The organism is Allobosea sp. 117 (genome assembly GCF_000702305.1).
Taxonomy (GTDB): Bacteria; Pseudomonadota; Alphaproteobacteria; order Rhizobiales; family Xanthobacteraceae; genus Ancylobacter.
The window spans coordinates 173,951-191,877 of sequence record NZ_JNLC01000013.1 but is presented as its reverse complement, the minus strand read 5'-3'; the positions used below and the strand labels follow the sequence as shown (position 1 = coordinate 191,877).

The 17,927-nt window shown below is 67.9% G+C and carries 17 protein-coding genes; 7 read left to right on the top strand and 10 right to left on the bottom strand.

The annotated features are described in order from the left end of the window. Positions 1 to 7 precede the first annotated feature (7 nt). The 3 genes from U742_RS0112070 (at position 8) to sucD (ending at position 2,981) form a co-directional block, all read left to right on the top strand. A complete protein-coding gene (locus tag U742_RS0112070; protein ID WP_029353329.1) occupies positions 8 to 781 on the top strand; it encodes a fumarylacetoacetate hydrolase family protein in 774 nt (257 codons plus the stop codon). A 101-nt stretch (positions 782 to 882) separates the two neighbouring features. Then, positions 883 to 2,085 (top strand): ADP-forming succinate--CoA ligase subunit beta, encoded by a 1,203-nt coding sequence (gene sucC, locus U742_RS0112065; RefSeq protein ID WP_029353328.1) that lies wholly within the window; start codon positions 883 to 885, stop codon positions 2,083 to 2,085. Then, on the top strand, positions 2,085 to 2,981 hold the full coding sequence (gene sucD, locus U742_RS0112060) for a succinate--CoA ligase subunit alpha (protein ID WP_029353326.1): 897 nt from the start codon (positions 2,085 to 2,087) through the stop codon (positions 2,979 to 2,981). The genes sucC and sucD overlap by 1 nt, the downstream gene beginning before the upstream one ends. Positions 2,982 to 3,080: 99 nt before the next feature. Here the strand turns inward: sucD and U742_RS23710 are convergent, their stop codons facing one another. The 3 genes from U742_RS23710 to U742_RS0112045 all read right to left on the bottom strand — a co-directional run bounded on the left by U742_RS23710 (position 3,081) and on the right by U742_RS0112045 (position 6,168). Continuing rightward, the gene (locus tag U742_RS23710) at positions 3,081 to 3,212 is read right to left on the bottom strand and encodes a hypothetical protein (protein ID WP_282568321.1); all 132 of its coding nucleotides are present in this window, start codon (positions 3,210 to 3,212) and stop codon (positions 3,081 to 3,083) included. Between the two features lie 169 nt (positions 3,213 to 3,381). Next, a complete protein-coding gene (locus U742_RS0112050; protein ID WP_029353324.1) occupies positions 3,382 to 4,809 on the bottom strand; it encodes a hypothetical protein in 1,428 nt (475 codons plus the stop codon). A 63-nt stretch (positions 4,810 to 4,872) separates the two neighbouring features. Next, the gene (locus U742_RS0112045; RefSeq protein ID WP_029353322.1) at positions 4,873 to 6,168 is read right to left on the bottom strand and encodes an adenylosuccinate synthase; all 1,296 of its coding nucleotides are present in this window, start codon (positions 6,166 to 6,168) and stop codon (positions 4,873 to 4,875) included. Positions 6,169 to 6,479: 311 nt separating this feature from the next. Here U742_RS0112045 and U742_RS0112040 point away from each other — a divergent pair, with 311 nt between their 5' ends. Beyond that, a complete protein-coding gene (locus U742_RS0112040; RefSeq protein WP_029353319.1) occupies positions 6,480 to 7,358 on the top strand; it encodes a VOC family protein in 879 nt (292 codons plus the stop codon). A 137-nt stretch (positions 7,359 to 7,495) separates the two neighbouring features. Further along, entirely contained in the window at positions 7,496 to 8,422 is a 927-nt protein-coding gene (locus U742_RS0112035; protein ID WP_029353317.1) for a DMT family transporter, read from the top strand. Here U742_RS0112035 and U742_RS0112030 read toward each other — a convergent pair. Continuing rightward, positions 8,400 to 9,239 (bottom strand): GNAT family N-acetyltransferase, encoded by an 840-nt coding sequence (locus U742_RS0112030; protein ID WP_029353315.1) that lies wholly within the window; start codon positions 9,237 to 9,239, stop codon positions 8,400 to 8,402. The two genes, U742_RS0112035 and U742_RS0112030, sit on opposite strands and share 23 nt — an antisense overlap. A 50-nt stretch (positions 9,240 to 9,289) precedes the next feature. On the opposite strand from U742_RS0112030, the gene U742_RS0112025 reads away from it, so the two are divergent. Continuing rightward, positions 9,290 to 9,757, top strand: a complete 468-nt coding sequence (locus tag U742_RS0112025) for a potassium channel family protein (RefSeq protein WP_051661106.1) — start codon at positions 9,290 to 9,292, stop codon at positions 9,755 to 9,757. 11 nt (positions 9,758 to 9,768) lie between these two features. On the opposite strand, the gene puuE is transcribed toward U742_RS0112025, so the two are convergent. Then, the gene (gene puuE / locus U742_RS0112020; protein ID WP_029353310.1) at positions 9,769 to 10,686 is read right to left on the bottom strand and encodes an allantoinase PuuE; all 918 of its coding nucleotides are present in this window, start codon (positions 10,684 to 10,686) and stop codon (positions 9,769 to 9,771) included. A 176-nt stretch (positions 10,687 to 10,862) separates the two neighbouring features. On the opposite strand from puuE, the gene eda reads away from it, so the two are divergent. Continuing rightward, complete coding sequence (gene eda, locus U742_RS0112015; protein WP_029353308.1) at positions 10,863 to 11,510, top strand: bifunctional 4-hydroxy-2-oxoglutarate aldolase/2-dehydro-3-deoxy-phosphogluconate aldolase; 648 nt, start codon at positions 10,863 to 10,865, stop codon at positions 11,508 to 11,510. Positions 11,511 to 11,561: 51 nt separating this feature from the next. On the opposite strand, the gene serA is transcribed toward eda, so the two are convergent. The 5 genes from serA to U742_RS0111990 all read right to left on the bottom strand — a co-directional run bounded on the left by serA (position 11,562) and on the right by U742_RS0111990 (position 17,567). Further along, positions 11,562 to 13,148, bottom strand: coding sequence for a phosphoglycerate dehydrogenase (gene serA / locus U742_RS0112010; RefSeq protein WP_029353307.1), 1,587 nt, complete (start codon positions 13,146 to 13,148; stop codon positions 11,562 to 11,564). A gap of 205 nt (positions 13,149 to 13,353) precedes the next feature. Further along, positions 13,354 to 14,529 carry a phosphoserine transaminase gene (locus U742_RS0112005; protein WP_029353304.1) on the bottom strand — a complete coding sequence of 392 codons (1,176 nt, stop codon included), beginning with the start codon at positions 14,527 to 14,529 and terminating at the stop codon, positions 13,354 to 13,356. A 154-nt stretch (positions 14,530 to 14,683) separates the two neighbouring features. Continuing rightward, complete coding sequence (locus U742_RS0112000) at positions 14,684 to 15,493, bottom strand: outer membrane protein (protein ID WP_051661105.1); 810 nt, start codon at positions 15,491 to 15,493, stop codon at positions 14,684 to 14,686. Between the two features lie 175 nt (positions 15,494 to 15,668). Continuing rightward, positions 15,669 to 16,505: an outer membrane protein gene (locus tag U742_RS0111995; protein WP_051661103.1), complete on the bottom strand. Its 837-nt coding sequence runs from the start codon at positions 16,503 to 16,505 to the stop codon at positions 15,669 to 15,671. Between the two features lie 273 nt (positions 16,506 to 16,778). Then, positions 16,779 to 17,567: a tellurite resistance TerB family protein gene (locus tag U742_RS0111990; protein WP_029353300.1), complete on the bottom strand. Its 789-nt coding sequence runs from the start codon at positions 17,565 to 17,567 to the stop codon at positions 16,779 to 16,781. Between the last annotated feature and the right edge of the window lie 360 nt (positions 17,568 to 17,927).

Sequence of the window (17,927 nt, the reverse complement as noted above, 5' to 3'; positions counted from 1 at the left end):
CTGCATCATGGCACATTGGGTTCGCTTCAGCCGCGCCGGCGCGGCTGGCTTCGGCACGCTCGACGGCGACGCGATCGCCGTCCACAGCGGTAACATGTTCAACGGCGCGCAGCCGACCGGGGAGCGCCTCGCGCTCACCGAGGTCGAGCTGCTCGCTCCTACCGAGCCGACCAAGATCATCGCTCTGTGGAACAATTTCCACGCGCTGGCGGCCAAATTGAACTCGCCGGTGCCGGCCGATCCGCTCTATCTCCTGAAAGCCGGCTCTTGCCTCGCCCATCCGGGCGCCGAGGTGCGCCGGCCGCCGAGCTATGACGGCAAGGTGGTCTATGAGGGCGAGCTCGGCATCGTCATCGGCAGGACCGCGACCAACGTCTCCGAGGAGGAGGCCGAGGCCTGCATCTTCGGTTACACCTGCGTCAACGACATCACCGCCGCCGACATCATCAACAAGGACCCGACCTTCGCGCAGTGGGTGCGGGCCAAGAGCTTCGACGGCTTCGGCCCCTTCGGCCCGGCGGTGGCGACCGGCATCGATCCGGCCACGCTGGTGGTGCGCACCGTGCTGAACGGCGAGGAGCGGCAGCGCTACCCGATCAGCGACATGGTGTTCTCGACCCGCCAGCTGGTCAGCCGCATCTCGCACGACATGACGCTCAACCCCGGCGACGTCATCTGCTGCGGAACCTCGATCGGCGTGGGCACGATGAAGGCCCCGACCAACGCGGTCGACATCGTGATCGAGGGAATCGGGACGCTCAGCAACACTTTTGTGCAGTAGCGTCCTGGCGCGCCAGCGCCTATAGGGGAATAGGAAATGCCAATCGACGGGAGGGCGGGAACGCGTCCTCCCGACCGCACGGTTGTGGAGGAGCGGGACGAATGAACATCCATGAGTATCAGGCGAAGGGGGTGCTCCGCGAATTCGGGGTCCCGGTGCCGAGCGGTGTCGCGATTCTAGACGCGGCAGAGGCCGACGCGGCGGCGTCCAAGGTCGCCGGTCCGGTGTGGGTTGTGAAGAGCCAGATCCATGCCGGCGGCCGTGGCAAGGGCAAATTCAAGGAAGCCGACGCCGGCGAGAAGGGTGGCGTGCGCGTCGTCAAGTCCGCTGCGGAAGCGGCGGCCAATGCCAAGCAGATCCTCGGCAAGACGCTGGTGACGATCCAGACCGGCCCGGCCGGCAAGCAGGTCAACCGCGTCTATATCGAGGAAGGCTCCGATATCGACAAGGAGTTCTACCTCTCGGCCCTCGTCGACCGCGCCACCTCGCGTGTCGCCTTCGTGGTCTCGACCGAAGGCGGCATGGACATCGAGGAAGTCGCGCATTCGACGCCCGAGAAGATCCACACCTTCTCGGTCGACCCGGCCACCGGCGTCATGCCGCATCACGGCCGCACCGTCGCCAAGGCGCTCGGCCTGTCCGGCGACCTCGCCAAGCAGGCGGGCGATCTGGTCACCAAGCTCTACGCCGCCTTCGTCGGCAAGGACATGGCGATGCTCGAGGTGAACCCGCTGGTCGTCACCAAGGACGGCAAGCTGAAGTGCCTCGACGCCAAGATCTCCTTCGATTCCAACTCGCTCTACCGGCACCCCGACGTTCTCGCCCTGCGTGACGAGACCGAGGAGGACGCCAAGGAGATCGAGGCCTCGAAATACGACCTCGCCTATATCGCGCTCGACGGTACCATTGGCTGCATGGTGAACGGCGCCGGCCTCGCCATGGCGACGCTGGACATCATCAAGCTGTACGGCGAGAGCCCGGCCAACTTCCTCGACGTCGGCGGCGGCGCCACCGAAGAGAAGGTGACGGCGGCGTTCAAGATCATCACCGCCGATCCGCAGGTGAAGGGCATCCTCGTCAACATCTTCGGCGGCATCATGAAGTGCGACGTCATCGCCCGCGGCGTGCTCGCGGCGGTGAAGGCGGTCGGCCTCGAAGTGCCGCTGGTGGTTCGCCTCGAGGGCACCAATGTCGAGGAAGGCAAGCAGATCATCCGCGACAGCGGGCTGAACGTCATCCCGGCGGACGACCTCGACGACGCCGCTCAGAAGATCGTCAAGGCCGTAAAGAAGGAGGCCGCCTGATGTCCGTGCTCATCGACAAAGACACCAAGGTCATCACCCAGGGCTTCACCGGCAAGAACGGCACCTTCCACGCCGAGCAGGCGATCGCCTACGGCACCAAGATGGTCGGCGGCACCTCGCCCGGGAAGGGCGGCTCCATCCATCTCGGCCTGCCGGTATTCGACACGGTGATCGAGGCCCGCGAGGCGACCGGCGCCGATGCGAGCGTGATCTACGTGCCCCCGCCGGGCGCGGCGGACGCGATCTGCGAGGCCATCGCTGCCGAGATCCCGCTGATCGTCTGCATCACCGAGGGCATCCCGGTGCTCGACATGGTGAAGGTGCGCCGGGCGCTGGACGGCTCGAAGTCCCGCCTGGTCGGCCCGAACTGCCCCGGCATCGTCACCGCCGGCGAGTCGAAGATCGGCATCATGCCGGCGAACATCTTCCGCAAGGGCTCGGTCGGCGTCGTCTCGCGCTCCGGCACGCTGACCTATGAGGCGGTGTTCCAGACCTCGCAGGAAGGCCTCGGCCAGACCACCGCGGTCGGCATCGGCGGCGACCCGGTAAAGGGCACCGAATTCATTGACGTGCTGGAGCTGTTCCTTGCCGACGACGCCACCGAGTCGATCATCATGATCGGCGAGATCGGCGGCTCGGCCGAGGAGGAAGCCGCCCAGTTCCTCAAGGACGAGGCCAAGCGCGGCCGCAAGAAGCCGATGGTCGGCTTCATCGCCGGCCGCACCGCCCCTCCCGGCCGCCGCATGGGCCATGCCGGCGCCATCATCTCGGGCGGCAAGGGCGGCGCCGAGGACAAGATCGCGGCGATGGAGGAGGCCGGCATCGTGGTCTCCCCCTCCCCGGCCCGTCTCGGCAAGACGCTGGTCGACGTGCTGAACAAGAAGGCCGCGGCCTGACGGCCCGACCTGTTCATCGTCAGAAAACGCAACGCCCCGCGCCGACCGGCGCGGGGCGTTCGTCTTTGAGAAATGGCGGTCGGGGCTGAAGATACCGGGTCAGACCGGGAAGGATTCCGGCGGCAGCGAGAAGATCTCGGCGTCGTCGCTCAGCACCTGCACCATGAGGATCGTCACCCAGGCGTGGCAGACGATCAAAGCCGGCAAGACCGGAAATACGGCATCCAACATGCGCGGGGCTCCATCCCAGCGGTTCCTGTTGCGACGCAGCATAATCATTATCGGTCAGTCTGGTATAACAGATGCCAGATACCACCCATGCCCGATCTGCATGGCCGCAACCGGCGCGGCAAAACGATGGCCGCGAATGCCCGTCCCATCCCCGCCTGCCGGCGGAGGATTATTGCTGGGGCTGCTGGTTCGGCGGAGTCTGCGGCGGCAGCGGCAGGCCCCAGGCGCTGAACGCCTCGCGGAACGCCTGATCGCCCGGCAGTCCCTTCTCGATGGCGAGAATGCCGCGCCGGCCATTGCTGAACACGATCGGCACGTCGAGCCAGTTACGGGTGAGCAGCAAAGCAAGGTTGCGCTGGCGCTCGGCGTCGAGCGCGGAAAGGCCGATCAGGAAGAAGCCCGGCGTCACCCGCACGGCAAGGCCGGCGAGCGGCAGACCTTGGGCCGCCTCCGTCACCTTGGCGCGGATGCCGGGCACGTTCGCGACCGTGCCGAGATCGAAATTCGGCGGCAGGGCGAACTGAAGCTCCACGATATGGGAGGCCGGAATGCTGGCATCCTGGTTCCGCCGCAGCGTGATCTCGACCTTCACCTGGCGGTCGGGAATCTCGACGGTCGCGTGAATGCCGATATCCGGGCCGAGGCCGCCGCCGGCGTCGAAGGTCTCGGTCCGCCACACAGCAGTGCCGACGAATTGCTGTAGCCCCTGCTGCCCGCCGCCGGGATTCTCCTCGAACAGCACCGCGCGCTGAGCGACGGCGGCCGTCTGCCCGGCCGGCGCCTGGCTCGGCGCCGTGGGCCGGCGGGCCGGATCGCTCGGCGCCTGGGCCACCCGGTCGGTCGACTTGGTCGATTCCGGCTTCGCCGCCTGCTGCGGAGCCGGGGTCGCCGGCGTCTCGCCGCCGCGCAGCGAGCGGATCGCGGCGATGATAGGATCGCGCTGGACATAGCCGATCGCGGTAGCGCCGCCGAGCACGACCACCGCCGCCAACGCGAGGATGAGCCGCATCCGCCGACGGCGCCGCGCCTCCGCGTCGTCCGGGTCCGGCAGCTCCCAGCTACCACCCTCGTCTTCCGATGCCGACGGCTCGTCACCACGCCGGGCGGAGCCGAGCGGCGCGACCATCGGGTCCTCGTCGGGCTCGCGCCCGACCTCGCCGGAACGGGGCGTAAGCCCCGCGCGGATGAAGCCCGGCCTGTCGCCTTCCGGCGCCGTGTCTTGGGCCGGCCCGGAGGCCGGAGGCCGGGCGGGGGCCGGGCGATTGAACAGAGGCTCGCGCGCCGGCGGTGCGGGCGGTGGCACGCGGTTCGGCTGAGCCGCCCGCTCGGGCGATGGGGCAGCCGCGCGCGGTGCGGGCGCGGAGGGGGCCGGCGGTGGCGCGGCCGGCGATGCGTAATCGGCCTCGATACGGCGCATGGCGTCGTCGAGCGAACGGCGCTCGCGCTCGACATCCTCTTCCGGCAGCGGCGGATCGGCACCGCGAAGCTGCGCCAGCAGGGCGGTGCGGGCGCGGTCATAGACGACCTGCCGGGCTTCCTTCGAATTGACGGGAAGCCCGGAGATCGCGCGCGCCAGCAGAGGATAATAGTCAGCCATCAGACTTCGGTGTCACCGGCGGGCAGGAGAAGAGGAAACATGGTTCGCACGATCCCCGCCCCGTCACGGTTCGAAGGGATTCTGCACGAGGATGGTGTCCGCGCGCTCGGGGCTGGTGGAGAGCAGCGCGACCGGACAGCCGATCAGCTCCTCGATCCGCCGCACATATTTCACCGCCTCTGCGGGCAAGTCGACCCAGGAACGGGCACCGGCGGTCGAGCCGGACCAGCCCTCGATCGTCTCGTAGACCGGCTCGACCTGCGCCTGCGCGTCCTGCCCGGCCGGGAAATAGTCGATCTCCTGCCCGTCGAGCAGGTAGCGCGTGCACACCTTGATCTCGTCGAAGCCGTCGAGCACGTCGAGCTTGGTCAGCGCGATGCCATTGATGCCGGAGGTGCGCACCGTCTGGCGCACCAGCACGGCGTCGAACCAGCCGCAACGCCGCGCGCGGCCGGTCACGGTGCCGAACTCGTGGCCGCGCTCGCCCAGCCGTTGGCCGACCGCGTCGGTCAGCTCGGTCGGGAACGGCCCCTCGCCCACGCGGGTCGTGTAGGCCTTGGTAATACCGAGCACATAGTCCACCGCGCCCGGTCCGAGCCCGGAGCCGGTGGCCGCCTGCGCCGCCACCGTATTGGAGGAGGTCACGAACGGATAGGTGCCGTGGTCGACGTCGAGCAGCGCGCCCTGCGCGCCCTCGAACAGAATCTTGGCGCCGCGCCGACGCTCGTCGTCGAGCAGCGCCCAGGTGCGGTCCATATAGGGCAGCACCTTCGGCGCGATGGCGAGCAGTTCCTCGCGCAGCGCCACGCCGTCCACCTCGTCGATGCCGAGGCCGCGCCGCAGCGCATTGTGATGGGCGAGCAGCCGCTCGATCTTGCCGTCGAGCGTTGCGGGATGGGCGAGGTCGACGAGGCGGATGGCGCGACGGCCGACCTTGTCCTCATAGGCCGGGCCGATGCCACGCTTGGTGGTGCCGATCTTGGTGCCGGTGGCGGCCGCGTTCTCGCGGATGGCGTCGAGCTCGCGGTGCAGCGGCAGGATCAGCGCGGCATTCTCGGCGACGCGCAGCCGCTCCGGCGTGACCTCGATCCCCTGCCCCGCGATGCGGGCGATCTCGTCGATCAGCGCCTGCGGATCGAGCACCACGCCATTGCCGATCACCGACAGCTTGGCGCCGCGCACCAGCCCCGACGGCAGCAGGGACAGCTTATAGGTGGCATTGCCTACCACCAGCGTATGGCCGGCATTGTGCCCGCCCTGGAAGCGGACCACCACGTCGGCCTGCTCGCTGAGCCAGTCGACAATCTTGCCTTTACCCTCGTCGCCCCACTGGGAGCCGACGACGACGACATTCGCCACGAGCAATGCTCCTGATTGCGTCCCCGCGCCGGCCCTTGCGCCGCGCCGGCCACACAGAAGAAACCCCGGCGAAGCAATCCGACCGGGGCCGCTTCGTCTTAAGGGATGGATACCGGGGAGGCAAGACGCGCGTCCGATGCAAGGCAGCGGGATACGGCAGGCCGATGTCGCAGGCCGAATCGGCATCTGTCGCACGGTCAGCGTCGGCACCACGGAGACATTGCGCAAACGCAACGCGTTCCGGCTTGATATCAGCTTCCTTTGCACGAAATCATGGGCTGTCCGGATGTTTCCGGTCGGAGGACGTCATCATGGAAACCGCCACACTTCCCGCTGCCCGCACGCCCTTGCCCGACGCGCTCACGCTCGGCCCGGTGCGGCTGCGCGTGCGCGACGCGGCGCGCTCCCTCGCTTTCTACCGTGATGTCATCGGCCTGACGCCGCTTGGCAGTGAGGACGGAATCGTCCGCCTCGGCGCCGGCACCCGCACGCTCGTCGAGCTCGAGGAAGCGCCGAACGCGCCGGCCCGCCCGCGCGGAACTCCGGGGCTGTTCCACGTCGCGATACTGATGCCCGACCGCGCGGCGCTGGCCGTCGTGCTCAAACGGCTGATCGCACGCGGCGTGCGGCTCGGCGCCTCCGACCACATCGTCAGCGAGGCGCTCTATCTCGACGATCCGGACGGCAACGGCATCGAGATCTACCGCGACCGCCGCCGCGACGAATGGTTCTGGCAGGCCGGCACCATCGCCATGGCGACCGAGCCGCTCGACCTGCGCAACCTGCTCACCGACGCCCCCGCCGAGGTGCCGGCCGACACCCCGATGCCCGACGGCACCGTGGTCGGCCACGTGCACCTGCAGGTCGGCGACCTCGCCGCCGCGCGGCGCTTCTATGTCAACGAGCTCGGCTTCGACATCACCACCGAGCGCTATCCCGGCGCGCTCTTCGTCAGCGCCGGCGGCTACCACCACCATCTCGGGCTGAACGTCTGGCACAGCCAGGGCCGCGGCCCGGCGCCGGCCGGTGCGCTCGGCCTCGTCCACTACAGCGTGGTGCTGCCGGATTCGGCCGCCGTCGAGAAACTACGCGAGCGCCTCGCCGCCGACGGGCAGGCCACCACGGCGATCGAAGGCGGCTTCGCCGTCGCCGATCCGTGGGGCACCACGGCACATGTGGTGGCGGGATAGGGCATGCGCGAAACGGTATCCCGGAACGGCCGCCACGCCGCATCCGGGAGCGCTTCGGCGGGACATTGACCCCGGCGGCACGGCCCCCTAGACCGTTGGCGCGCGAATGGTCCGCGAATGGTCCTGCCGGTGCCGCGATGTTCCGTCGTCTACTCGACGCCCCCTATGTGCTGCTCACTCTCGTTCCGCTGCTGTGGGCGGGCAACATCGTGCTCGGCCGCTTCATCGCCGGGCAGGTGCCGCCCATCGCCATCGCCTGGTTCCGCTGGACGCTCGCCTTCCTGATCCTGCTGCCGTTCGCCTGGCGCTCGCTGAGGCAGGACTGGCCGGTCATCCGCCGCAACATCGGCATATTGACGCTGCTCACCCTGCCCGGCATCACGCTCTACAACACCTTCTTCTATTGGGGCCTGCAGTTCACGCCTGCGCTGAACGGCCTGCTCATGCAATCGACCGCGCCGCTGCTGATCGCCCTCTGGGCCTTCGTGCTGAGCGGATCGCGCCTGTCCATCGGCCAGGCGGCGGGTATCGTGCTGTCGCTGTGCGGCGTGCTGGTCATCATCTCGCGCGGCGATCCGGCGGTGCTCACCGGCATCGAGTTCAACAAGGGCGATCTCTGGCTGATCGCCGCGATGATCCTCTACGCCTTCTATTCCGCGCTGCTGGTGCGCCGCCCCTCGATGAGCCGCCTCGGCTTCCTCGCCTTCTCCATCGGCTGGGGTGCGGTGCTGCTGACCCCCGCCTTCGTCTGGGAGAGGCTCGCCGGCCCGCCGTTGGTGTTCAACGCGCTGACGCTAGCCTCCTTCGCCTATGTGTCGGTCTTCGCCTCGGTGCTCGCCTATCTATTTTTCAATCGCGGCATCGAGCTAATCGGTCCGAACCGGGCAGCACCGTTCTTCCATTTGATGCCGGTGTTCGGCTCGGCGCTCGCCATCCTCGTGCTTGGCGAGCAGCCGCACCTCTATCATGCGGTCGGTTATGCGCTGGTGCTGACCGGCGTCGTCATCGCCACCATCTTCGGCCGCCGCGCGGCCGCCGGGGTCAGCCCAGCTCGAAGCTCGTGACGCCGTAGAGCCGGTCGAGTGCGACCTCGCGGATCGGGCCGGAATACATGCGCGCCGTCTCGAACACGGGGGCGAGCTCGGCGCGTTCGGCCAGCGCCACCGCCGCACGGTTCGGTTCCGGCACGTCGAAATAGAGCGCCGCGCCGCCCGCCGTCGCGGCCAGCGCACCGAATACCTCCTCGGCCGCCGCCTCGTCCTCGGCGACCAGCGGGCCGATCTTAAAGCCGTGCCGGGCCGGCCGGATCACGCCCCAGCCGGCGAGACGCCCCTCACGCATCAGCGCCCGCCCGACATGCCCCGGCGCGGAGATCCAGGCGTGCAGGAAGGCCGGCCGGTCGGCAGGGAACACCAGCGCGTCGCTCGCAGCGACCGCCGCGAAGGACACGTCGGCAAGCGGCGCGCAGCTTCCCAGCCCGCCCGATGGCGCCGGCCCGCCATAACGGATATTGCGATGGGAGAAGGCGAAGCCGTCCTTCGCGTAGTTGGCCTGCTGCGCCACGACCCCGTCGAGTCCGACGGTACGGGTGCCGGCATGCGCGCGGCCCGCCTGCCACAGCCGCCAGCCGATGCCGCGCCCGCGCAGGTCCGGCCGCACGATGTAGAAGCCGAGGAAGGAGAAGCGTGCGTCGTAGTTCACCACCGAGATGGTGGCTGCCGGCGCGCCGTCGAGCTCGGCCACGAGAAAGCCCTCGCCGTCTGTCACGCCGAACGGGACCGCATCGCCCAGGCCGGGATTCCAGCCCTCGCCCGCCGCCCAGTCGACGGCGAGGGAGATTTCGTCCATGAGCAGCGGTCGGATGGTCAGATGGCCGGACATGCGCGTGCGGTGCCTGCAGGTTCAGAGACGGGTCGACGATGGATTTGGGGATGATTCACGAGCTGGCCGTCGGTATCTCGGTCAATGTCGCGGTGATGCTGGTGCATCTCTCCGCCACCTTCATCCTGATCGGTCTGGTCGCGCCTTATGAGGGCGGCCTGCTGCGCCGTCCGCATCTGCGGCTCATGATGGCGCTGGCGGTCGCCGGCGTCGTGTTGCTCTTCGCGCATCTGGCGGAGGTCGCCATCTGGGCGCTGGTCTATTCCGAGATGGGCCTGGTCCAGCACAGCGGCGACGCCTTCTACTCGGCCTTCGTCAACTACACGACACTCGGCTATGGCGACGCGCTGCAGGAGACCCACACCCGCCTGCTCGGCCCCTTCGCCTCGGCCAGCGGCATCCTGATGTTCGGCTGGTCGACCGCCATCCTGATCTCGGTCCTGCAGCGCCATCTGCCCAGCCTCGAAGAGCATCGGCGCCAGATGCGGCGCCAACGCGACCCCGACTCGCGCGACTGACGCCGAAGGCCTCATCCCGGCGGATGCACCGCGTGCCAGTGGCGCGCGATGTCGATCCGCCGCGCCACCCACACTCTGTCGTGCCGGGCGATGTGGTCGAGGAAGCGCTCCAGCGCGACGATCCGCCCCGGCCGGCCGACAAGGCGGCAATGCAGGCCGACGGTCATCATCTTCGGCGCCTGCGCCCCCTCGGCATAGAGCGCGTCGAAGCTGTCGCGCAGATAGGCGAAGAACTGGTCGCCGGAATTGAAACCCTGCGCGGCGGCAAAGCGCATGTCGTTGACGTCGAGCGTATAGGGAATCGTCAGATGGGGGCCGCGCGGCCCCTCGACCCAATAGGGCAGGTCGTCGGCATAGGTGTCGGAATCATAGAGGAAGCCGCCCTCCTCCATGGTGATGCGGCGCGAATGCACCGAGGTGCGCCCGGTGTACCAGCCGAGCGGACGCTCGCCGACGACGCGCGTGTGCAGCGCGATGGCCGCCTCGAAATCCGCCTTCTCCGCCTCGTAGGAATGGTCGCGATAGTCAATCCATTTCAGGCCGTGGCTGGCGATCTCCCAGTCGGCCTCCTTCATCGCTGCGACGGCACCGGGGTTGCGGGCGAGCGCCGTGGCGACGCCGAACACCGTCACCGGCACGCCGCGCCCGGTGAACAGCCGCCACAGCCGCCAGAAGCCGGCGCGCGAACCGTATTCGTAGATCGACTCCATGTTCATGTGCCGCTGGCCCGGCCAGGGCTGAGCGCCGACGATCTCCGACAGGAAGGCCTCCGAAGCGGCATCCCCATGGAGAATGCAGTTCTCGCCACCCTCCTCGTAATTGACGACGAACTGCACCGCGACGCGCGCGCCGCCGGGCCATTTCGGGTCCGGCGGATTGCGGCCATAGCCGAGGAGGTCGCGGGGATAGGGGGAATCGTAGTTGAACATGAACGGACCGTCGGGACGATGGGCGGCGCGCGAAGCGCCGGAATGGCCCGAGGCTAATGCCTCCGCCGCCGCGGCGAAACTTTATCTCGCAGTTGCGGGAAAAATCCCCCGCTCCCCTCGACAAGCCGGGGTGCGGCGGTCTTCATTGGCGCGTCGAATTCACCGATAGGCCGGCCATGTCGCTCCCCGATCCCAGTTTCCTGCTTGCCCGCGCACCGGTCGTGCCGGTCGTCACAGTGCCGAGCGTCGCCGCCGGCGTGAAGCTCGCGCGCGCCCTGGTGGACGGCGGTCTGCCGCTCATCGAGGTGACGCTGCGCACTGAGCCGGCACTCGACGCCATCGCCGCCATCGCCGCCGAAGTGCCGGACGCCATCGTCGGCGCCGGAACCGTGACGCGGCCTGAGCTGATCGCCGCCTCGATCGGCGCCGGCGCGCGCTTCCTCGTCTCCCCCGGCTGCCCGCCGGCGCTCGCCGAGGCGCTGGCCGAGGCGCCGGTGCCGGTGATGCCCGGCTGCGCCACCGCCACCGAGGCGATGACGCTGCACGCCATGGGTTTTCCGGTGCTGAAGCTGTTCCCGGCCGAATCGGTCGGCGGCGTCGGGCTGATCAAGTCGCTCGCCGGCCCCCTGCCGGACCTGCGCTTCTGCCCGACGGGGGGCATCGGCCCGTCCAATGTCGGCAGCTATCTCGCCCAGCCAAACATCCTCGCCGTCGGCGGCTCCTGGGTGTGTCCGAGCGAGGCGGTGGCAATGGGCGACTGGGAGCAGATCGCCGCCCTCGCCAAGGCCGCCGCGAAGCTGCACCGCGCGGCCTTCCCGATGTGAGAATGCCGCGCTTGCGGCGCGGCATTCCATGTCTAACGTGTTGTCCGAAGCTCAGAAGCTCAACGGCTTGGCCTGCTTCACGGCGGGGATTTCCTGCACCTTGGCGAGGATTTCGGCCGGCACTTTGCCATCCACCTCGACCAGCGCGATGGCGTCGCCCCCCTGCCGGTCGCGGCCGAGCGCGAAGGTGGCGATGTTGATGCCGGCATCGCCGAGCAGGCTGGCGAAGCGGCCCACGAAGCCCGGCTTGTCCTCGTTGGTCACGTAGATCATCGAGGGCGCGAACTCGGCGTCAACCTTGATGCCCTTGATGTCGACGATGCGCGGGCGCCCGTCGGCGAACACCGTGCCGGCGACCGAGCGCTCCATCTTCTCGGTGACGACGGTCAGCGTGACAAGGCTCTCATAGTCGCCGGAGACCTCGCGGGTCACTTCCTCGACAACGATACCGCGCTCCTTGGCAACGCTCGGCGCCGAGACGACGTTCACGTCCTGCAGCGCCGGGCGCAGCAGGCCGGCGACCGCCGCCGAGGTCAGCGCCTTGGTCTTCAGGTCCGCGACCGCGCCCTCATAGGTGATGCGCACGATCTTGATGTCGGTCTCGGTGAGCTGGCCCGCGAACGAGCCGAGCTTCTCGGCGAGCTCGATGAAGGGCTTCAGCTTGGGGGCTTCCTCGGCGGTGATCGAAGGGAAGTTCACCGCGTTGGAGATCGCCCCGCGCAGCAGGTAGTCGCTCATCTGCTCGGCGACCTGCAGCGCGACGTTCTCCTGCGCCTCGGCGGTGGAGGCGCCGAGATGCGGCGTGCAGATCACGTTGGGCAGGCCGAACAGTGGGTTCTCGGTCGCCGGCTCGGTCACGAACACGTCGAAGGCGGCGCCCGCGACATGGCCGGATTTCAGAGCCTCGGCGAGAGCCGCCTCGTCGACGAGGCCGCCGCGCGCACAGTTGACGATGCGCACGCCCTTCTTCGCCTTGGCCAGCGCCTCGGCGGAGAGCACGTTCTTCGTCTTCTCGGTGAGCGGCGTGTGCAGGGTGATGACGTCGGCGCGGGCGAGCAGGTCGTCGAGCTCGACCTTCTCCACGCCGAGATCGAGCGCCCGCTCCAGCGAGAGGAAGGGATCGAAGGCGATTACCTTCATCTTCAGGCCCAGCGCGCGGTCCGCGACGATCGAGCCGATATTGCCGCAGCCAATGACGCCGAGCGTCTTGGCCGTGAGCTCGACGCCCATGAAGCGGTTCTTCTCCCACTTGCCGGCCTGGGTCGAGGCGTCTGCCGCCGGAATTTCACGCGCCAGAGCGAACATCATCGCGATCGCATGCTCGGCGGTGGTGATGGAGTTGCCGAACGGCGTGTTCATCACGATCACGCCCTTGGCGGTGGCGGCCGGGATGTCGACATTGTCGACGCCGATGCCGGCGCGGCCGACCACCTTGAGGCGGGTGGCATTGGCGAGGATCTTCGGCGTCACCTTGGTCGCCGAGCGGATGGCGAGGCCGTCATAGTCGCCGATGATCTCGGCGAGCTTGTCCTTGTCCTTGCCGAGGTTTGGCTGGAAATCCACCTCGACGCCGCGATCCTTGAAGATCTGCACGGCTGCCGGGGAGAGCGCATCGGAAATCAGAACGCGAGGGGCCATGGCGGGCGGTCCTTGGAATCGGGTCCATTGATGGGTCGTCCCGCCGCTGGCGGGAGGGGACGGCGAAGCGTTCGCGGATCAGGCGTCCGGCAGGAAACGGGACTGCCGGAAAGGGCGGCGCCCGGCCGGGAGCGCCGGAAGCCGCCGGTACATCGCCCTGTCCCTTCGCCGTCCCCTCGCGTCAGCGGCTGGGACGGGAACGGGATCAGGCGGCCTTTGCGAGGCCGGCCTTGGCGTTGGCGAAGGCCCAGTCGAGCCAGGGGGTGAGCGCCGCGAGGTCCGCGGCCTCCACCGTCGCGCCGGCCCAGATGCGCAGCCCCGCCGGGGCGTCGCGATAGGCGCCGATGTCATAGGCGACGCCGGCCTTCTCGAGCGCGGAGGCGATCTGCTTGGCGAAGGCGGCCTGCGCGTCGGGCGCGAGCGCCGTAACCTCGGGATCGGCCACGACGAGGCAGACCGAGGTGTTGGAGCGGGTCGCCGGGTCCTTGGCGAGGAAGTCGACCCACGGGGTCGCCGCCGCCCAATCGGCCAGCACCTTGAAGTTGGCATCGGAGCGCGCGACCAGCGCGTCGAGCCCGCCGAGCGCCTTCGCCCATTGCAGCGCGTCGATATAGTCCTCGACGCAGAGCATGGAGGGCGTGTTGATGGTCTCGCCCTCGAAGATGCCCTCGATCAGCTTGCCGCCCTTGGTCATGCGGAAGATCTTCGGCATCGGCCAGGCCGGGGTGTGGGTCTCGAGCCGCTCCACTGCGCGCGGCGAGAGAATGAGCATGCCGTGCGCCGCCTCGCCGCCGAGCACCTTCTGCCAGGAGAAGGTGACGACATCGAGCTTGTCCCAGTCGAGACGCTGCGCGAAGGCCGCCGAGGTGGCGTCGCAGATGGTCAGCCCGTCGCGCCCGGCGGGGATGAAATCGCCGTTCGGCACCCGCACGCCCGAGGTCGTGCCGTTCCAGGTGAAGACGACGTCATGGGCGAAGTCGACCTCGGCGAGGTTCGGCAGCTCGCCATAGCCAGCCTTCAGCACGCGGGTGTCGCGCAGCTTGAGCTGCTTGACGATGTCGGTGACCCAGCCCTCGCCGAAGCTCTCCCAGGCCAGCACGTCCACGGGACGCGGGCCGAGCAGCGACCAGAGCGCCATCTCCACGGCGCCGGTGTCGGAGGCGGGAACAATGCCGATGCGGTAACCGGCGGGAACCTGCAGGACCTCGCGGGTGAGATCGATGGCGAGCTTGAGTTTCGCCTTGCCCGCCTTGGCGCGGTGCGAGCGGCCGAGCGGAGCATCGCTCAGGCCTTCCAGCGTCCAGCCTGGACGCTTGGCGCAGGGGCCGGACGAAAAATTGGAGTTCGCCGGCTTGGCAGCCGGCTGCGCGGTAATCGTCATGATATCCATCCTCTCAGATGGTCCGCTCCTCGTTGGGGAGGAGTGTCCCGTGGACGGCAATACGCCTGTGGAGAGGGAGGCGTCAAGAGGGCTTTCGAAACGCAAAAGGGCGCCATGCGGGCGCCCTTCGCGAGAGGATGGTCGGTGAAGAGCGTCAGTCGATCATGAAGCGCGCACCGACGCGGAACTCGTGCGCGGTGATGTCGTCGACATGCACCACGGCCTCGCCCATATAGCCGAGCCCGTCGACGCCATCGACGCCGGAGGTGAAGTCGGCGCCGCTGATCGAGGTGTAGCGATAGCCGAAGTCGAGCAGCCAGTTCGGCGCAAGCTGGAAGCTGGCGCCGGCCATCAGCGCCCAGGCGAAGCTCCACTTGCCGTCGAAATCGGTGGTGACGCCGACATCCTGGATGTCGAGATTGGTCAGGCTGAGATAGCCCGCGCCGATGCCCGCGCCGACATAGGGCGTGAAGCCGCTCCAGGTGCCGAGATCGAGATAGGCGTTGGCGAGGAACAGGGCGGTGGACAGCCGCCCCTCGAAGTCGCGGCTGTTGCCGCCGGTCGACCACGTGCCGCTCCAGGCGTCATAGGTCGAGAAGGTGCCGTTGAGCGTGCCGCTGGCCTCGCCGCGATAGTCGCCGGTTACGTCGAAGCGCAACCATTCGGTCGCCTTGAAGCCGAAGCCGCCGCCGATGGTCCAGGTATTGTCGAGATCGGCCGGGCTGAAGGAGGTGCCGTAGAGCAGGCCGGTGTTCATGTCGAACAGGCTGCTGGAGCCGGACGCCGAGCTGTCCTGCAAGACATAGCCGACATCGCCGCGCAGGTACCAGTTCGAGCCGAATTCCTGCACCGGCGGCGCGTAGTCGACATCGGGCATGTCGGCGGCGAGCGCGCCGGGAAGCGAGGCGACGACCGGCAGGAGACCGCCGATCAGCGCAAGGACGAGGGGTCGGATCGAGGCCATGGTCGTGCACTCCCGGTCGAATCGCCGCGTGGTTGGCGAGATGTTTCGACGGCAAGCCTCGCAAATCATGGTAAACAATTCGATAATACGTCGAATAACATGTTAAATGCAAAAATAAAAAACGGCGCGAGTACGCGCCGTTCTTATGAATATGCGACGAAGACTTTGGATGAGATTACTTCGTGATTAATGCCGTAGTGGTCGGAGCGGCACCGAACATGTAGCGGAAGCCGATCGAGATGTCGTGCGAGACGAGATCGTCGAAGGTCAGCGGGTTGTAATAGTTGTTGGTGCCGTCCGGCAGCATCACGTCGCCGGTGACCGCCTTGCCGAGGTCGAGATAGCGATACGCGACTTCGAGCGTCAGGTTCGGCGTGATCTCCATTCCGAGACCGGCATAGAGCGCCCAGGCGAACTCCGTCTCGGTGTTGGAGTTGGCATAGGCGAAGGACTGCATGCCCGGGGTCGGGTCCGTGTCCGTGTAACCGCTCAGCGTGTTGCGGGTGAAGCCGATACCGGCGCCGACGAAGGGGGTGATGCCGTACCAGGTGCCGATGTCGACATAGGCGTTGGCGAGGAACGTCCATTCCGACTTGGTGGCGGTGTAGACGTTCGAGCGGGTGACGTCGGAGCCCACCCAGTCGTCGTAATAGGTGTAATTGTCGAGCCCGTGGAACGACGACTTGCCGCGATATTCACCGGTCACGTCGACGCGAAACCAGTCGTTGAACTTGTAGCCGACGCCGGCAGAGAAGAAGGGCGAGGAGTCGAACTCCTTCTGCACCACGTCGAAGTACTGCGTTTCGTCCTCGACGCTGGAAAGACCGCTGATCTGCTGGTTGGTCATGCCGATATTGCCGCGCAGATACCAGCCGCCGGCCACCACCTCGACGGGCGGGGGCGTATAGACTGGTGCGGGCATGTCGGCCGCAAGGACGCTCTCGGTGCCGGCGCCGGACGCCGCCGCGAGCGTGGCGGCGCCGATCAGCGCCGAAAACGCAAAGCTGCGCATGTCTCGTTCCTTCGTTGGTCGGAGCGCGGCGTGGCAACCCCGAGGATTACGATGGAGCGATATTCGCAGGGATTATTTAATGAGGACTTAACCTTAACTCTTAACCACGAATGTTTACGCGTTTTCGAAGCAAATCCGGGCAGCGCCGCATTCCCCCACGGCACGCGCTGTCTGCAACGCCGCGTCCGGATGCGAAAAGGCGGGCCGGATCGCTCCGCCCGCCCTTCCGACAAGAAGTTGATCTGACTTGATTATTCTGAGGATGGGCCGAATCTAGCCCTGCTTTGCCGCCCGCGCGGCCGCCTCCAGATGCGGCGTCAGCGCCGGATCGAGCCTCAAGGCCAGCGCGAGACGCGCGAGGAAGGCGCGCTCGGAGCTGGAATCGGGATCGATGGCGAGCAGCGCCGAGATGTAGACCTCGGCCGCCTCCTCCGGGCTCTTCACCTCGGCGGCGATGGTCTCGACGCTCGCCGGACTGGCGAGCTCGGCGGCGAGGAAGCGTTCCGCCTCGTCGAGCGCGCCGGGGCGCTCGTTGAGCTTGGCGGAGATCGCGGCGCGCTCGCCCGCGTCGACATGCCCGTCGGCGAGCGAGGCCGCGATCATCGTGCGCAGCAGTGTCACCGGAAGCTGCGACTGGACCGCCTGCGCCGGGTTGAACGGGGATTCGGGCGGAGGAAGCTGCGCCGGAGCCGGGGCCGCTGTCGGCCCACCAGCCTCGGCCGGCGCCTTGCCCTGCTGGTAGTTCTGATAGGCCTTGTAGGCGAGCGTGCCGACCAGCGCGAGGCCGCCGAGCGTCACCGCATTGGTCGCCAGCTTGCGCCCGCCCTTGGAACCGAGCACCAGCGACACCAGCGCGCCAGCCGCCGCGCCGCCAGCGAGCGAGCCGCCATTGCCGGCGAGATATTCCTTGGCCTTCGTCATGAGGTCGCCGCCGCCGGTGGGCGCGGCTCCCCAGGGACCAGCGGACGTCGGCGACCCGGTCCGCGCCGGAGGCGTGCCCGCCTGCGGCGTCAGGAACTGGTCGAGAAGCTGCTTGGGGTCGAAATTACGGGTGTCGAACATCGGTCCTTCCTGACGTTTCTCGGCCTCAACCTTCGGCAGGTAGGCCTCGTGGGCGGCTTCCGCTAGGGAACGGCCGCCCTTCCCGCATGAAGTTTTGGCAATGTGCGACGTCAGGGCGCGGCATCGGTGGCCGCCTCGCGTAGCGCCAGCGACGCGCCGAAGGTGACGAAATTGCCGGTCACATGCGCCCTGAAATTCTGAAGGCGAGAGAAAGCCGGCCGTGTCGACATAGCCGCCATTCGCCGACAGCAGGGTGGATGACGAGAGCCGCATATCCACGCCCCGCGCCGGTCCATGTCGCATCCGTTCAACATCGCCGCCGAAACAGTGCTCGCCTGTGACGCGGCGCTGCGCGACGAT

Bases quoted from the DNA above. Each gene is read 5' to 3' on its own strand.
- U742_RS0112070 (WP_029353329.1), top strand. From the start codon at position 8: ATGGCACATTGGGTTCGCTTCAGCCGCGCCGGCGCGGCTGGCTTCGGC.
- sucC (WP_029353328.1), top strand. From the start codon at position 883: ATGAACATCCATGAGTATCAGGCGAAGGGGGTGCTCCGCGAATTCGGG.
- sucD (WP_029353326.1), top strand. From the start codon at position 2,085: ATGTCCGTGCTCATCGACAAAGACACCAAGGTCATCACCCAGGGCTTC.
- U742_RS23710 (WP_282568321.1), bottom strand. From the start codon at position 3,212: ATGTTGGATGCCGTATTTCCGGTCTTGCCGGCTTTGATCGTCTGCCAC.
- U742_RS0112050 (WP_029353324.1), bottom strand. From the start codon at position 4,809: ATGGCTGACTATTATCCTCTGCTGGCGCGCGCGATCTCCGGGCTTCCC.
- U742_RS0112040 (WP_029353319.1), top strand. From the start codon at position 6,480: ATGGAAACCGCCACACTTCCCGCTGCCCGCACGCCCTTGCCCGACGCG.
- U742_RS0112035 (WP_029353317.1), top strand. From the start codon at position 7,496: ATGTTCCGTCGTCTACTCGACGCCCCCTATGTGCTGCTCACTCTCGTT.
- U742_RS0112030 (WP_029353315.1), bottom strand. From the start codon at position 9,239: ATGTCCGGCCATCTGACCATCCGACCGCTGCTCATGGACGAAATCTCC.
- U742_RS0112025 (WP_051661106.1), top strand. From the start codon at position 9,290: ATGATTCACGAGCTGGCCGTCGGTATCTCGGTCAATGTCGCGGTGATG.
- puuE (WP_029353310.1), bottom strand. From the start codon at position 10,686: ATGTTCAACTACGATTCCCCCTATCCCCGCGACCTCCTCGGCTATGGC.
- eda (WP_029353308.1), top strand. From the start codon at position 10,863: ATGTCGCTCCCCGATCCCAGTTTCCTGCTTGCCCGCGCACCGGTCGTG.
- serA (WP_029353307.1), bottom strand. From the start codon at position 13,148: ATGGCCCCTCGCGTTCTGATTTCCGATGCGCTCTCCCCGGCAGCCGTG.
- U742_RS0112005 (WP_029353304.1), bottom strand. From the start codon at position 14,529: ATGACGATTACCGCGCAGCCGGCTGCCAAGCCGGCGAACTCCAATTTT.
- U742_RS0112000 (WP_051661105.1), bottom strand. From the start codon at position 15,493: ATGGCCTCGATCCGACCCCTCGTCCTTGCGCTGATCGGCGGTCTCCTG.
- U742_RS0111995 (WP_051661103.1), bottom strand. From the start codon at position 16,505: ATGCGCAGCTTTGCGTTTTCGGCGCTGATCGGCGCCGCCACGCTCGCG.
- U742_RS0111990 (WP_029353300.1), bottom strand. From the start codon at position 17,567: ATGTTCGACACCCGTAATTTCGACCCCAAGCAGCTTCTCGACCAGTTC.